This window comes from Roseimicrobium gellanilyticum (assembly GCF_003315205.1).
GTDB classification, from domain to species: Bacteria; Verrucomicrobiota; Verrucomicrobiia; order Verrucomicrobiales; family Verrucomicrobiaceae; genus Roseimicrobium; species Roseimicrobium gellanilyticum.
Genome location: NZ_QNRR01000008.1, coordinates 316,457 through 331,889, shown reverse-complemented (window position 1 = coordinate 331,889; position 15,433 = coordinate 316,457). Strand labels below are relative to the sequence as shown.

12 protein-coding genes are annotated in these 15,433 nt (G+C 60.1%); 4 read left to right on the top strand and 8 right to left on the bottom strand.

The features are described from left to right. Window positions 1-88: 88 nt before the first annotated feature. Entirely contained in the window at window positions 89-934 is an 846-nt protein-coding gene (locus DES53_RS21695; protein WP_113960410.1) for a GDSL-type esterase/lipase family protein, read from the bottom strand. A 1,013-nt stretch (window positions 935-1,947) separates the two neighbouring features. Here DES53_RS21695 and rpsO point away from each other — a divergent pair. The 4 genes from rpsO (at window position 1,948) to DES53_RS21675 (ending at window position 7,687) form a co-directional block, all read left to right on the top strand. Further along, the gene (gene rpsO, locus DES53_RS21690) at window positions 1,948-2,208 is read left to right on the top strand and encodes a 30S ribosomal protein S15 (RefSeq protein WP_113960409.1); all 261 of its coding nucleotides are present in this window, start codon (window positions 1,948-1,950) and stop codon (window positions 2,206-2,208) included. 338 nt (window positions 2,209-2,546) lie between these two features. Then, a complete protein-coding gene (locus DES53_RS21685) occupies window positions 2,547-4,685 on the top strand; it encodes a polyribonucleotide nucleotidyltransferase (RefSeq protein ID WP_113960408.1) in 2,139 nt (712 codons plus the stop codon). A gap of 410 nt (window positions 4,686-5,095) precedes the next feature. Then, on the top strand, window positions 5,096-6,796 hold the full coding sequence (locus DES53_RS21680) for an ArnT family glycosyltransferase (RefSeq protein ID WP_113960407.1): 1,701 nt from the start codon (window positions 5,096-5,098) through the stop codon (window positions 6,794-6,796). Window positions 6,797-7,084: 288 nt separating this feature from the next. Continuing rightward, window positions 7,085-7,687 carry a GAF domain-containing protein gene (locus DES53_RS21675; RefSeq protein WP_113960406.1) on the top strand — a complete coding sequence of 201 codons (603 nt, stop codon included), beginning with the start codon at window positions 7,085-7,087 and terminating at the stop codon, window positions 7,685-7,687. Window positions 7,688-8,996: 1,309 nt separating this feature from the next. Here the strand turns inward: DES53_RS21675 and DES53_RS21670 are convergent. The 7 genes from DES53_RS21670 to DES53_RS21650 all read right to left on the bottom strand — a co-directional run bounded on the left by DES53_RS21670 (window position 8,997) and on the right by DES53_RS21650 (window position 15,232). Continuing rightward, window positions 8,997-9,224, bottom strand: coding sequence for a hypothetical protein (locus DES53_RS21670; protein WP_113960405.1), 228 nt, complete (start codon window positions 9,222-9,224; stop codon window positions 8,997-8,999). Between the two features lie 72 nt (window positions 9,225-9,296). Next, the gene (locus tag DES53_RS33140) at window positions 9,297-9,440 is read right to left on the bottom strand and encodes a hypothetical protein (protein WP_170157291.1); all 144 of its coding nucleotides are present in this window, start codon (window positions 9,438-9,440) and stop codon (window positions 9,297-9,299) included. Window positions 9,441-9,740: 300 nt separating this feature from the next. Then, window positions 9,741-9,893 (bottom strand): hypothetical protein, encoded by a 153-nt coding sequence (locus tag DES53_RS33135; protein WP_170157290.1) that lies wholly within the window; start codon window positions 9,891-9,893, stop codon window positions 9,741-9,743. A gap of 38 nt (window positions 9,894-9,931) precedes the next feature. Further along, window positions 9,932-10,120 carry a hypothetical protein gene (locus DES53_RS21665; protein ID WP_113960404.1) on the bottom strand — a complete coding sequence of 63 codons (189 nt, stop codon included), beginning with the start codon at window positions 10,118-10,120 and terminating at the stop codon, window positions 9,932-9,934. A gap of 97 nt (window positions 10,121-10,217) precedes the next feature. Then, the gene (locus tag DES53_RS21660; RefSeq protein WP_113960403.1) at window positions 10,218-10,451 is read right to left on the bottom strand and encodes an AraC family transcriptional regulator; all 234 of its coding nucleotides are present in this window, start codon (window positions 10,449-10,451) and stop codon (window positions 10,218-10,220) included. Between the two features lie 178 nt (window positions 10,452-10,629). Further along, window positions 10,630-12,900 (bottom strand): hypothetical protein, encoded by a 2,271-nt coding sequence (locus DES53_RS21655; protein ID WP_113960402.1) that lies wholly within the window; start codon window positions 12,898-12,900, stop codon window positions 10,630-10,632. Window positions 12,901-13,108: 208 nt separating this feature from the next. Further along, complete coding sequence (locus DES53_RS21650; RefSeq protein WP_113960401.1) at window positions 13,109-15,232, bottom strand: FAD-dependent oxidoreductase; 2,124 nt, start codon at window positions 15,230-15,232, stop codon at window positions 13,109-13,111. Between the last annotated feature and the right edge of the window lie 201 nt (window positions 15,233-15,433).

Here is a 15,433-nt window from a genome sequence, read left to right as displayed (position 1 = left end):
GGCTGCCATCCGGAAATGGGGGCAGGAATACCCCCACTCCTTGGGTGATGGCGCTCGCTACTTCAACCTACGGTACCGGAAATCTGAATCAGGAGCCTTTGGTCTTTGCGGTGGTAGTGGCAGTGGCAGTGCCGTTTGCCTTCGTCCACTCTTCGCGGAGGGCGGGGTCGAGGATGGCTTTCCATTCGGCGTAGCCTTTTTCATTGAGGTGGAGCTTGTCCTTCAGGTAGACCTCGGCGGTACGGGGCTTGCCGTCTTTGTCGAGGAGGTGGGAAGCGGACTCGACCCAGCGGGACCAGTCGTGTTCCTTGCACCAGGCTTCGAGCTTCTTGTTGAGCGCAGTGACCTTGTCCATCTGGTCGATGCGCTTCTCGGAATACTTCACGGCATTCACCACCACGCGGGTGTTGGGAAGTTTTTCGTGGATGAGGTCGAGCACCTTGGTGTAGTCAGCGTAGGCTTCGTCCAGGGTGAGCTTGGCATTGATGTCGTTGCTGCCGGTGTAGAGCACGATGACCTTGGGCTGATAGCGGGCAATGACGCGGTCGAAGTAGACGAGGAGGTCATTCGCCACGGAGCCGCCGAAGCCGCGATTGATGACGGGGAGGTCAGGGAAGTCGGTCTTGAGATTCTTCCACATGCGGACGCTGGAGCTGCCGGTGAACACGATGCCGCCGCGCGGGGGTGGTGTGCTGGATTTTTCCTCGTCGTCGAACTTGGCGATGTCCTTGGCGAACTTCGCCGAGTCCGGGCGCTTGGTGCCGGTGGGGGTGGTGCCGGTGGGGGTGGTGGCGGTGGGGGTGGTGGCGGTCGCCGCTTCTGCGGCGGGTGTTTTCGCAGAGGGCTTGGGAGTTTCCGCGAGCAGGGAGCTGGCGAAAAGCGGCAGCAGCAGGACGGGAAGGAAGCGAGCGTGCCAGAGGCTGGAGAGGTGCATGGGCTGGGATGCTAATGGGATGGGTGGATGGTGGCAATGGCAATGAAATGGAGAGATGCAGCGATGAGGTGGAACGAGGGGAGGAACCACTAATGGACACTAATTTTCGCTAATGTTTGGGTGAGGGAGAGGCATCCGAGTGCTGGGAGTTGCTGCACGAAGTGCCACACCGCCTCCGCCCGCGAAAATTAGGAGGCCGACGCAGCAGCCCCCTACCGGTCAAAAGGCAGGCGGCGGCGTAGACCGGAAGTGTACGATTCTCCTCGCTCTATTTATTTAGACCCTTCGGACGCTGTCCGGTCTGGAGACCTGACTTCCTTGTGTGTCAGGACTAGGGAGAGGGAAACCGTACCCGCATGAAACAGGGACCACAGGGTCTGTTTTCATCTGGCAGGTAGAAGGCACGCTTTGCGCCGCGGAGTGCGTGCGGCAAGCGCTCGAGAGACACGCTTTTTCACCGGAGAGGATGAGCATCGTGGTAACCGTTATTGGTCAGACCGGAGGTCTAGAGCGGTTCAATTTACAGTGTAGCCATTTTCGTATTGGGGCGCGCCACCCCAACCGCGACCAGCGGTCGCAGCCACAGCTGCGGCCTGAACCATCCGCCACGGCAGTAAGTCTTGGTACCACTGTGGCTGCGACCGCTGGTCGCGGTGCGGCAAGCCACCCCTGATCCAAGGCCACGACTTTGTTTAAACCGCCCTAACATCCGCTGTCAGGCGAGGACGCCTAACCTCCTTCTTATCTTGTCGTCCCTCGGTGCTGTTCTCTCTCTTATGAGGTGCCCTTCCCCAGCGAATGCACTTTATTGGTGTCTCGTTGGTGTTCATTAGCGGTTCACCCTCAACCTACTCGCCTGCCACGCGCCACCCACCGGGCCGTTCCTCCCCTGCCCTCTCAAAATCCCTTCGCAGGGCTGAATTTCTTCTTGCAAATACTACATTCCGTGGCTTTTTCCCGGCTCCACAAAACGGAAAACCTGACCGCCAGGTTGGCGGAATTCAAACCATCTAATGAGCCAAGCCGCAACCACAGATACGAAGCCCTTCCAGATCCATGAGAAGGACACCGGAAGTGCAGACGTGCAGATCGTGCGCCTGACTGACCGCATCAACCATCTCACCGAGCACCTCGGCACGCACTCCAAGGATCATGCGTCCCGTCGTGGCCTCCTCATGATGGTCGCGCGCCGCCGCAAATTGCTCGACTACCTCAAGCGTACCGAGGAGCCGCGCTACAATTCCATCCTCAAGGCGCTCAAGCTGCGCCGCTAAACTTTGCCGAAAGGCGGGACTGTCACCGGTTCCGCCTTTTTTGCTTTGTGAGGATCGATGTCCGGCGGGCAGTTCACTGCCCAGGCAGCATTGCATTTCCGCCTGCTGCCCCCTCGCCCGGACGCCCGTATTGACTTGATCTCAAGACAACGCGGTCCCCTCGGTGCAGGCCATTCATGCCTGCCCGTACCCCCACGCCCCCGGCACACGGCCCTCGTCCCGCCAAAAACCCCAGTTCATCCGACCCGCTCAGGCACGTACACGCGTGAGCACCCATGGACCGCCGGAGGCATCACCCGAGCAAGACAGACAACACAGAACAAAAGAAAGTATCTTTTATGGCAATCCATAACATCACCGCAAGCCTTCCCGGCGGCGACATCTTTATCGAAACCGGCAAGCTGGCCAAGCTCGCTGACGGCGCCGTGACCGTGCGCCTGGGAGACACCATCGTCATCGTCACCGCCGTGTCCGCCACGAAGGTGAAGGAAGGCCAGGACTTCTTCCCCCTCTCCGTCGAGTACAAGGAAAAGGCCGCTGCAGCCGGCAAGTTCCCTGGTGGCTACTTCAAGCGTGAAGGCCGCCCCACCGAGAAGGAAATCCTCACCTGCCGCATGACGGACCGCCCGCTGCGCCCGCTCTTCCCGAAGGGTTATTACTTCGACACCCAGGTCGTCGCCCTTCTGCTGAGCGCGGATGGTGAAAACGACTCCGACATCCTCGCGATCAATGGCGCCTCCGCCGCGCTGTGCGTGTCTGACATTCCCTTCGCCGGCCCTGTGGGCGCCGTGCGTGTGGGCCGCGTGAATGGCCAGTTCGTGGTGAACCCCACGCACGCCCTCCGCGCCAAGAGCGACCTCGACCTCGTGTACGTGGGCAACAAGACCGACGTCATCATGATTGAAGGCGCCGCCCAGGAGCTTCCTGAGGCCGACTTCATCGCTGCCCTCGCCTTCGCGCAGGAGCAGGTGCAGGTGCTCGTGGCCGCACAGGAGCAGCTCGCTACCCTTGCCGGAAAAGAGAAGCGCCAGGTGAACCTCATGCTGGTGAAGGATGAACTCCTCGAAGTGGCTTACGAAGTGGCAGGCAGCCGCATCGAAGGCGCGCTCTACCGCCCCAGCAAAATCGAACGCAGCAAAGCCGTGGGCGCCCTGCGTGACGAAGTGGAAGCCGCCATCAAGGCAAAGTATCCCGAAGCCGGTGCTTTCGAAATCAGCCAGGCCTTCGACTACCTGCAGAAGAAAGCCTTCCGCATCTCCATCCTGGACAAGCAGTCCCGCTGCGACGGTCGCGCGATCGACCAGCTCCGCAACATCAGCGGCGAAGTGGGTCTCATCCCCCGCTCGCACGGCTCGGCCCTCTTCGCCCGTGGTGAGACACAGGCGCTGGCTCTGGCCACGCTCGCTCCCCTCGACGAAGCCCAGGAACTCGACACCTACGCCGGTGGCGAAGACACGAAGCGCTTCATCCTGCACTACAACTTCCCTCCCTTCAGCGTGGGTGAGACCGGTCGCTTCGGTGGCCAGAACCGTCGTGAAATCGGTCACGGCGCTCTCGCTGAGCGCTCCGTGGAGCCCGTGGTGCCCGCTCCGGAAGACTTCCCCTACGCCGTGCGCGTGTCCAGCGAAGTGATGGAATCGAACGGTTCCACCTCCATGGCCTCCGTGTGCTCCGGCGTCATGGCCCTGCTCGACGCCGGTGTGCCGCTCAAGCGCCCCGTCGCTGGCATCAGCGTGGGTCTCGTGAGCGAGTTCGACGCGAATGACACGATGACCCGCTACCTCACGATGCTGGACATCCTGGGCAGCGAAGACCACTTCGGCGACATGGACTTCAAGCTTTGCGGCACCGAACTCGGCGTCACCGGCTTCCAGCTTGACCTGAAGCTTCCGGGCATCCCGCTCAGCATCCTGAATGAAGCCATCGGCAAGGCGAAGGTCGGCCGTACGGACATTCTCGCCATCATGAACCAGGCGATCAGCGAAGTGAAGCCGCTCAGCAGCTTTGCTCCCCGCATCGAGAAGACGAAGATCAACCCCGACAAGATCGGTGAGCTCATCGGACCTGGCGGCAAGAACATCAAGGCCATCCAGGCCGAGTCGGGTGCGGACATCAGCATCAGCGACGACGGCACGGTGCTCATCTACGCCTCCTCCAAGGAAGCCCTCGAGCGCGCGCTGGAACTCGTCAACAACACCGTGGGCGAAGTCGAAGTGGGCCGTGTGTACACAGGCCGCATCGTCAGCACCACGAACTTCGGCGCCTTCATGTCGCTCGGCGGCAAGAAGGATGGCCTCATCCACATCTCCGAACTCGCCGACTACCGCGTGGAGCGCGTGGAAGACGTGGTGCGCACCGGTGACACCGTCACCGCGAAGTGCATCGGCGTGGATGACAAGGGCCGCGTGAAGATGAGCCGCAAGGCCGTGCTGAAGGAAAAGGACGCCGCGGCGAAGGCTGAGGCGGGCGCTGCCTAAGCGGGACGAACGTACATTCTGTTCCTAGATTCAAAAGAAGCAGGCAGCGATGCCTGCTTCTTTTGTTTCACGCCAGGACAAGGAGGTTAGGCGTCCCGCCTGACAGTGGGCGTTAGACCTCCGGTCTGACGGAAGTAAAAAGCAAGCGGCACAAAGCACCAGGAGCCATCTCCGAAACATCCCTCCGGAGCACGAAAGCTCCACGAAGTGCGCAGCATCACGTGTAGATCGACTTACTGCGGGACAGATGTCTCTGGTCAGACCGGAGGTCTAACGCCCACTGTCAGGCGAGGACGCCTAACCTCCTGCTGAAAATTCCACCAAAGCTCTGCTTCCACGTTCCCGCACCCTTGCTAAGGTCACCCTTCCGTTGCTGCTCACGCCTCGCTTCCTGCTTCCGCACCTCCTTGATGAAGTCCCTCCTCTCCATTGCCGCCATCACCCTGCTCTGGGCGCTCCTGTATCTCACGGGGCTCGGGCGGCGGGAGATTCGCGGGGAGGAGTGGCGGCGCACGCTGCCGGGGCGCACGATGCTGAACACAGGGAACTGGGTGGTGCCCTACTCCGGAGGTGAGCCCTTTGTGCGGAAGCCGCCGCTCATCAACTGGGTGAGTGCCGCGAGCTTCAAGCTCACGGGAGTGCAGAACGAATGGTCCGCGCGGCTTCCCAGCGTGCTCACCATGCTGGGCGCGTCCTTGCTCATGTATGGCTTTGGCCGCAGAGCCATCGGCGAGCGCGCTGCGTTGCTGGGAGTGGTGTGTTTTCTCACCAGCATTGGCTGCATTGAGAAAGGGCGGCTTGCGGAGATTGAGGTGTATTACATCGCCTTCACGGGTGCGGCCTTTGCCGCGTGGCTCGCAGGCTTTCTGGGCAAGGCAAACCGCTGGCTCACGTGGCTGGTCGCCGGGGTGCTGCTGGGACTCGCGCTGCTGGCGAAGGGGCCGGCGCATTTCCTCTTCTTCTACCTGCTGCTGGCTGGCGTGTGCTGGCAGACGAAGCGCTGGCGCGAACTCTTTTCCCTGCCGCATCTGCTCGGAATTCTGGTGTGCCTGGGCATCGCACTCGTGTGGGCCATCCCCTTCATGCAGGAGTATGACAAGCTGCTGCAGGTGCTGCACCAGCGCGCCGTGGCAGACGCACAGCTCAAGGGCCTGCCGGCGCCGGAGATTCCACGCAATGCGATGGACGCCTGGAGTCATGAAGTGACGAGCCGTGTCACCGGTGAAGAGAAGAGCTCCGTGAGTGACTGGATCGTGCGCGGGCCACGGGCGCTGGTGATGTTCCTCCCATGGATTCTCTTCCTGCCGCTCGCGTTTAGAAAGCGCACCGTCACTGGCGCACGTGAGACGGAGGACTGCACCCAGGTCTTCCGCGGCATCTTGTATGGAGCCATGACGGGTTTTGCGTTCATGGTGCTGCTGCCCAGCTCCAGCCCGCGCTATGTGGCGCCACTGCTCGGTCCCGTGGCCATGCTCTTGGGCTGGCTGCTCTCCGCGGGCTTCGCCGAAGGGCAACGCCGCGCCTTTGCCATCTGGAAACATGTGATGCTCGCCGTCGCGGTGGTCTCACTGCTGGGTCTCGCGGGATTGGTGCTTTTCGCCAAGGTGGATCTCTCACTGCCCGTGGGTGAGTCCGTGCTCTGGATCGTGGGCTTTGCGCTCAGCACCATCGCCTGTGTGTGGCTGCTGCGGCACCGCGAGTCTCTGGCAGAGAAGTTTGCCGTGTGGTCCTGCATTGGCCTCACGGCGGCGATAGGCTTCTACGGGGCGCTCACCGGGGTGTACGTGCACACGGATCACATCATCAAGCCCGTGGCGGATGCCATCAACAAGGCCATGGAACCGAAGGATGGCCCGCTGATGCTGCTGCACCTTGCGCAGATCCCCTACCCCTTCTACCTGCCGGAGGATACGTTCGAGATCTACGACATCAACACCATCCCGGACAGTGGCATCAAGTGGATGCTGACCACACCACAGATCTACAAGGACTGGTGGCTCTACTTTGAGCGCCGCTATGGCAAGGGCGAGATTCGCGGGCAGTTCACGGGCGAATGGGGTGAAGCTCGCAGCGAGAAGGAATTTGTGCTGATTCGATTCTCCGGGAAGTGAGAGAACGGCTCGCTGCATTCGTCGGTGGCAACTGGCCGTGAAGGTCGATACCTCTCGCGAAGTACATCGGCGATCTGGCCTGTCTTATTATGGGAATTCAGATGCCATCATGGTGATGTAACTCGGCTGACTGGACGAGGTGCGAAGGCTGGTATTGGCGGGGAGCCTCGTACCGAGGCGTGTTCTTGATTCTCACCCAGTCTCTGCTATCATAACTCGTCTGCCCGCTGATTGCATTGTGCAAGAGAGCTGGATACCATTCCCCTGATTTTTTCATAACGACAATCCATGGACCTGACAGGCGGCCAATGGCTAGACGGTGTGGAGCAGCAATTGGCACACCTCCGCAGGGAGAGCAACCGTACTGCGGCACAGTCTGTGGCGGCGCGGGAAGAGGCGGCTGATGCAAAGCTGCAGATATGGCTGCAGAAACTCACCGAACTACAGGGGCTGGCCAGTCGCGATGTGGCACTCACGTGGGCTCTTGAGGCAGCGACTTCCGTACTTTCAGCGGATTTTGCCAACGTCCAGCGGCTCCACCCCACAGGGCAGGGCTTGATACTGGAGGCGCAGCGAGGGTTCGGACGGTCGTTTCTGAACTTTTTCGAGTTCACCAATGACCGTCACTCCGCCTGCGGTCTGGCAATGCAGGAGCATCGACCGGTGATCGTGGAAGATGTGAATACCAGTCCCATCTTTGCAGATACCCAGAGCCTGGACGAACTGCAGAAGGCCAGCGTCCGCGCCGTGCGATCCATGCCGCTGGTGGATGGCACGGGCCAAATGCTCGGGATGATTTCCGTGCACTACTGCCGCCCCCGTGCGCACGTGGTATCGGAACTCAAACGACTGCAGCTTCTCGCCGCTGCCGTGGCGCGGCTGCTGAAGTGAGACAAGAGACGAGAGACGAGGATGGATGGAACCAGGCAGCGCGGATGATCCATTTCGTGGCCGCGAGGTTCAGTACAGCAAGCTGCCGCTGTTTGCAGAAGGGCGTATGTCACCCTGCCGGAGAAGGCTTCCACTCCCAGCGGACGGACTTCCATAGTCGGTACTGAGCAGGCTTTTGAATCCGGGGCTCGTGCCCGTGCTTTGCCGATTGTTGGATCGTGCTGAGGCACTTTCATGGGATGAATGATACGAACTGCCCGCACCTATCAGGCCTCCTCTGTAGGTAGAGTCCCCACTGTCGCATTGGACGCCACTCGTGCCATGCCACGAATTGAACGTCGTGAAACTGGAGTTCGACGAATCGCAGGAGCTCGTGGTGCGTGGTGTGTTGCAACTGACGCTGTAGCTGTAGCCGGAACTTGATGCACCGGCGTACACACTGGGGAGACTGTAGCTGCTACTCGTTATTGTTCCCCACCCCGTGTCACGGCTACTCGATGAGGCGCACCCTCCTGCATCAGAGGACGGAAGGTAGTACGACGTGCAGGAAGAGAGGCACAAACCCACCGCCATACTGGCAAGGCATCCGAGGCTTCGGGTCACTCGCATGATTCGCTGCTCCATCATAGTGTCGTAAGAGGCTGGGTTGAGGGGCTCACATGAAGTATTCATGCTGACCTCCGACACGGACGAGGGCATCCCAGAATTTATTCGACCAACATGAGAATGTTCCACCATGGCGATGGCAATACTCGCTCGTGGAGTGACGCACCCAGAGAGGTGTGCAGCATGCTGCACTTGAGGAGAGCGGCAGCAGTGCTGCGCACAGTCCAGGGCCTTCGGCACCGCCGTTGTATCCTCACACTCACGTTCACGCGCCCGCGGAATCAGGCAGCCACCCAATTTGAGTGGCTCACTGGCGCCCCGTCCGTCTATTGCGCTGCTCTAGAGCATTTTCCCTAAAACTGTAGCCGTAGATAATGAGAACAAAGGCGTATTCGTCCCGGAGGGACGCTGGATGGTAGCCGGTGGTGGAGGCCTGTAATCAGGCCGGGAACCACCGGATCATGGATGCCAAAGCTACTCCGTCCCGGATGGGACGGCGGAAGAGGCGGTCATGGTCTCTTCCTCGTGCCGGGGGTCTATGATACTCTTCCGGCGTCCCATCCGGGACGCAAGAACGTTTGATGCGTAGATCCGGTGGTTGCGGTCGCTGAGGCTCCCTACACCACCGGCTACCAACCAGCGTCCCTCCGGGACGAGCTGCCACAACTCAATTCGAACTGGCTATAGCTTTATTTAAAATGCTCTAATACATCAACCCGCGTCGTCCACGCAGCTTGTCATTCACATTTTCGCGCTTGTCCCAGTAGTCCTCGGCGCGATCACCGGGTCCACTGTAGTGGCGGCGATCATAGCGGTCTTCACGACGGTCCATGCGATCTTCCACACGATCGACGTGACCGGCGACACAGGAGGACAGGAGAGCGCTCCCCATGCAGGCGAGCAGCAAATGGGAAATCAGATTCGTTTTCATGGCAGTGTCTTTGGATGGGATGGTGATGCGGAGCGCCAGTGGTGCCGGCGCCCCGCACGGAAATGGTCATCTTCACTCCGCAGCCTCGCTGGCCATGCTGCGGATCTGCTCCTGGCTCTTCTCCAGGTTAAACGAACCCGTCGTCTGGCTCGGCGGATATCCGTCATGGTCATTGAGAAGTGCCCTGCCAGCGCCGGGATGGGCACCGATACGCACACGCGGTCGGGGAACCAGTCACTGCACGTGTTCGAGTGGTACTGCGATATCTGGAAGGCAGCCCAATGCCTGGCTCGTGTTGTTTTCATGTGCAATCGTTCCACGTTGCTCCGTTGCATGATTGCACGGACCAACCACCCGTTCCGCGCTTCGCTTGCTTGAGCATTGAGTAGTGATTCTCTCCAAATACCCGGCGTTTGCCTATTGTACCTTGGTGCAATAAGGCCTGAATGCCTGTGTACCTCCCCTCGCTCCCCTCCCAGCATGAATCAGCAATGTAATATCAATGGCAGCATGAGGTCATGGCTGTCCCGTACGGTGCCCATCGCTGGATGAGGCAGACACAGTCCAGGTCACCATCACAACGCCACCAAAGTTGGCGCCCCCACTGCGGAGGTCCTCGGTGCCAGCATCCGCCGCCTGCCCCACCTCCGAGCCCGGATGCGATTCCATGGTGGAGGAAAATGGGGCCGCCTCAGGGTCACATCCCTTCAATCACTACGCTGCCTGAGCCTCGCCAGCTCTGCTTTGGCCTTCTCGAGTTGATGCTCGTAGGCGGACTCTTGCAGAGACCACTCTTCAATTCCCGGATTCGTGGTGGCGCGATGCGTGTCCAGGAGCCGTTGGAGGAAGTTCACCCTCCATACGGCGTGCGCAAGTTCGTCTCCGGCATCCTTCATCGCTCATTCTGGTTTTTCTAAAACGTGAATCATTGCCCGAGTTTGCGCCACATAAATATGACGCTGAAAAAACGTGCATCTTGCTCGACGGGCTGGCTCAGATGGCGAGCAGCACCCAATCCCGAATCTCTCCGCGAGGTCCGGTGCCCAGTTCCTGGGCGTAGCGGTGGAGGGACATGCCGAAAGTCCGGTGAAAGTACTGCGCGAGATGGTACGGCGTCACGCCTACCAGCCGCGCCAGAGCGGCCACATCGCGGCTCAGACTGGGCCGTCGTTGAATGATGTCTGCCACTCGAGTCGCTATCTCCACCTCGAACTCTGACAATGCCATGCACTACGATGCGCGCAGGTATGCGGCATCACCATTAACAATACTGTTATTTTTTGCATCCTTGCAATTGTAAGCAACCAGCTTGCTGAGACTGGTTTGCTACAAGCGGAGAATCTCGACCAAAACAATGAAGCCGCCGCTCACTGTTGAGCCTGCTGCCCGTTCGATGACTTGAGGCTCACTTCATCCCTTTGACCCCGGTCTTCTGTTTCTGGCTCTCCTGAGGCTGGTCTTCGCCCTCTCCGCCGGTGCGAATCCTTGCGGTTTGGCGCACCTTGTTCGAGTCGCCATCCACTTCGAATTTCCCCTTCCCAAGCCTCACGATGCCGCTTTCCTTCATGGATTCCCGCACGCTGTCCTTGCGCTGAAGAGTGGATTTCGTGGGGTCCGTGATGTTGGAGACGTTCCCCACTTCGAAGCGTGCGGTGATCTTCTTTACTCCGCCAACCTCCATGCCCTTGGGCTCGGGCTGCTTCTGGGTCTGCTGCTGGCCGTCCACACCCACTTTCGCTTTGGGAGCTTCTACTTCCAGTTCGCTTTCGAGTTCGCTCAGGGCATCATCCCCGTCAATGCCAGGACCGTCATCTTTGACTGACTTGGAGGATGATTGGGATTGAGTCTGTGATTGGGAATGTCCCATGTCCACACCTTGGGATTGATTGAGGGATCTCTCATCATCCACCTCCTTCTTGGCGCTCTTCATCAGGTCCCGCTTCTCACCATCGAGCATTTGCTTCGCCTGGTCGTTGAGACGGTCGTCGATGTCCTTGAGCTTCTGCATCGCGTGCAGGCGCTTTTCATGGAAGGCGTCCTTCGCATTATCCACGCCGCCATAGCGCAGGGACTTGAGCGAGGCCATGGCATTGTGATGGTCGAGCTTGTCCAGGCGATTCTCGTAATGATCGAGATCCTTTTGAAGTTCACGCAGCTCCTTGAGCTCGGCCTTGGTCATGTTGTGACGGGCCTCGCCCTTCTTTTGGGCCAGGGTCTGGTCAGCCTTCTCCTTGTACTTCGCGTGCTCGGGACTGCGATCGATTTTGCCGGTGCTGTTCGTGGCGTTGCGCACACCGTTGGCATCGAGCTTCAAGGTCTGGTTCTGGTCCAGGCCAAGCTCGTTCTTGCGCCGTTCCATGTCGACGGTGCCGATGTAGGAGGTCTTGCGGGCGTCCGTGAAATCTGCGGATGTCGCCTTCTCGATACCGCCACCGTTCCAGTACTTGCTGCACTGGTCGACCACCTGCTTCTCCTGCGCCTGGATGGCTTCGTTGTAGGTTTGCTTGTCAAAGGTATCCACCACACGGCCGGACTCACGCATCGTGCGGATGTGACTTTGCATTTCCTGCAAGCGTGTCACGGCGCCATCGATTTCCGCGTCAGTCAGCTTTCCGCCACCGCCGGGGTACTTCACGCTGGAAAGCTGCGCGCGCAGGGCATCAGGGCTGGTGCTCTCGATCTTCCTGGCTGTCTCCGAGTGCATGTACCGGGGCAGGTTCGCCACGGGCTTGGCCTGCAGGTCGGTGTCACCACCAGCATCCGTGAAGAGGTGGTCCCGGGATACCTGGGGGAAGGCGAGGTCATTGTCGATGCCCTTCACTTGACCCGTAGCCGGGTCGATGAAGATATTCCCCGCGTGCCGGTCCACCTGTCCGGTGATGTAGTCCAGCGCTTCGAGGTCGTAGAGCCCCTTCTGCACATTGTGCGAGGAGTAGTCTATGTCCATGAAGTACTGCTTGCCGTTCTGCGCGTTCCCAGTGACGCCGAAGCCATCCACACCGACACTGATGCCCACGGGGCGGCCCTGCGAATCGACGCCGAACTTTTCCTTGGCGAGAACATTCGTGCCAATGAGTTCATCCACCTGGGAGCTGGCCACTGCGCGGGACAGCAGGTGCAGGTCGTTGGGCGCTTTGTTCGGGCCGGGCCGATTGACGCCGGTATAGGGAGACTCGGAGAACAGGTAGGCGGTGGAGTTCACCGTCTGCGCCAGCTTGTTGGACTGCATTGAGAGGTCTCTGGAGAGTTCCAGATCCTTCAGCTGATCCTTGGTGAAGCTGGTCAGTGTGCCTTCATAGGAGCCGACATCGAACGTACCATCACTCGCCCTCGCCTTGACCCAATTGAGCTGACGCTCCAGGTCCGTCTTGATGTTCGGATCTCCGTTGGGATCCAACGCACCGATTTGGTTGTTCAGGTCCTGCTCCAGTTCTCCCAGGCGTTTCTTTGCCTGAATATCGGCTGCATCACGCTGGTTCCACACCTGGACCTGCAGCCTGTCTACATCCATCTTGGCGATGCCCACCTGCTCGCCGCCTTCGCCGAGAGGTCGCACCCCGGTGGAACGTGCGACGTAGGTTTCGCTGGCCTGGTGCTGGCCTCCCGGACCGCCGCGGGCAGTCAGTTGGAAGTCGGTGGACTGCGCTTCCTCTGTGGGTTCGAAGTCTTCAGGCATGATGGAAAGGGTTGTTAATGATGAACTTGGCCGGATAACGCCACCAGCAAGTCGCTGGGCACAGGCGCTGTTGAAAGAATGTTCGGCCTTTTGGATGCTGCGTTACGACCTCGCAACAAAACTCAGCTTGCACTCCCATAAAAAAGCAGGCCGGGCTATACCCGGCCTGCCTTTTCATAATTTCTGGGATTGGGCTGTGTGGAATGCGTTACTTCTTCTCCACCGGCAACCACTGGACCACGTCGATGATCACGTGGCCGTCCGTGCCTTCGTTGGAGATTTCCACGCTGGCCTCTTCACCTTCATTGAAGGTGAAAGTGCCCACCGGTTGCAGATAACCTTCCACGGAGGGCTTGTTCTTCTGATTCACTTTCACGGTCTTCGAGCCGCCGACATAGCCGACCGTCACGGGTACGTTGGTCGCGCGATTGCTCAGCGCGGTGTAGCCAATGCGCACCTCGTAGCTGCCAGCCTTGGGCAGCTTCGCCGTGAAGACGGCCTTCTGCTTGCCCTTGTCCTCATTGTTGTCATGGGCATAACCTTCACCGATGTAGGGATGCGAGGTGGTGCCCTGCTTGTCGAAGCCGGTCAGCTTTGCCTGCGCGTCGTCCACAATGATGCCGCCAAGCTTCTCCTTCTCAATGACAGGAGCGACCGGCATGGGAGGTGACTCGAAGTCCAGCACCTGGCCATCTGCCAGCATGCGCTCCTTGAGCTTCGCATAGTCAATCTTCTGAATCTCCACGCCCTGCTCGATGGCCTGCACGGCAGCGGTGGCGGCACTCTGGCCCAGCACCATGAACACGGGTTCCATGCGGATGCTGCCGTAGGAAATGTGGGAGGCGCTGAGGCAGATGGGTACGAGGAGATTCGTGCACTCCTCCGCCTTCGGGCGGATGCTGCGATAGCTCACGGGATAGGGGCGCACGCCCACCTGCACGTCGCCTTCGTTGCGCACCTTGCCCTCCTTGGTGATGTAGCGCTGCACGTTGTGCGAGTCCATGTTGTACGCGCCCATGCCCACGCTGTCCTCCACCACTTCGAGACGGCGGCAGTTCTTCTCCGCCATCACGTAGTCGGAGATCATGCGGCGGGCCTCACGCACATAGAGCTGGCGGGGCCAGTGGCCGCTGTCGGCGAATTCATCCTTGCTCAGGCCGAGCCGGGAGAAGGCCGCGCGGATTTTCTCCGGCACACGGGGATGGTTTGCATAGGTCCACATGAGACCCATCTGGTAGTCGCGGTGCTGCTGCACAATCTTCTCGCGTGTGGCATAGTCCGCGTCCGGATAGTCATAGTTCATGCCGATGTTGTCCGTGCTGACGGCGAAGTTGTTGTTCGTGTCCGTCTTGCGGTTCGGCATCGGTGTGGGAGCCCAGGAGATGCGGTCATCACCCGCCTCTGCATTGCGCAGTGCGAGTTCGAAATGCTTCTCATCATAGTTCGCGGGCTTCGGCCAGGGGATGCGGTTCTGCTCGTCATCCGTGCTGCACATGCGGTAGTTGTAGGCCTGCACGCGGTGGTCACCTGCGAACTCCTCGCCGGGGCCTTCCTTCTGCACGCCGGGGATGATGCCGCTCTTGGGGTCGCCGGGCACCACATAGGGGTCCACGTCCACCTTGAACTGGTGATGCTTTGAGCGGCCGACCTGCACACCGTTGAGAGTCTCGCCATAGGTGGCGTTCGCCTCGCGGCCCACGTGGTACTTCACGCCAGCCTTTGCCATGAGGTCGCCTTCATAAGTGGCATCGATGAACATCTTCCCGGAGAAGCGCTTGCCGCTCTCCATGATGATCTCGGTGATCTTCGCGCCGTCCTTCTTCACGCCATTCTTCAGGTCGAGACGCTCACCGAAGACGACGGGCACCTTCGACTCCGCAATCCACGTGTCATACACCTTGCTGGCCACATGCGGCTCGAAGGTCCACATCGTGTTCTCCGTGGCGCTGTTGCCATGCGGACGCTTGGCGAAGTACTGCTCGCGCGTCTGCTGACGCCAGGCCTTGTCATCCTGGTAATGCTGCCAGATGCGGTGATAGAACTCGCGCGACATGCCGCCGATGGCTCTTTTGTTGCCGATGTCCGTGGCGCCGAGCCCGCCGGTGGTGAGGCCACCGAGGAATTTCGTGGGCTCGATGAGCACGACCGTCTTGCCCATCTTCACAGACTGGATGGCGGCCGTGACGCCGCCGGAGGTGCCGCCGTACACCACGACGTCATAGCTCTGGACGTCCTGGGCAGCGGAGAGTGAGGTGGAGCCAAAGGAGGCGGCGACCGCGGTGGCAGCAGCGGCCGCAGTGAGGAAGCGAGCAGCAGAATGGTTCTTCTTCATGAGGAGCGGGCAATGAGTACGCCGGCCAGCGGGAATCTTCTCAGCGAGCACTCCCACCGTGCCGACTCCAGATGAGGCCGGAAACAGGCGGATTGGACAGGGAAATTGTACCCCGTCCGGGTCAGCGCCACGCGGTTTCGAGGAACCGATGACCGTGCATGCCATCGAAGCACGCACACGCAGGTGCACTCCCGGCGTCGG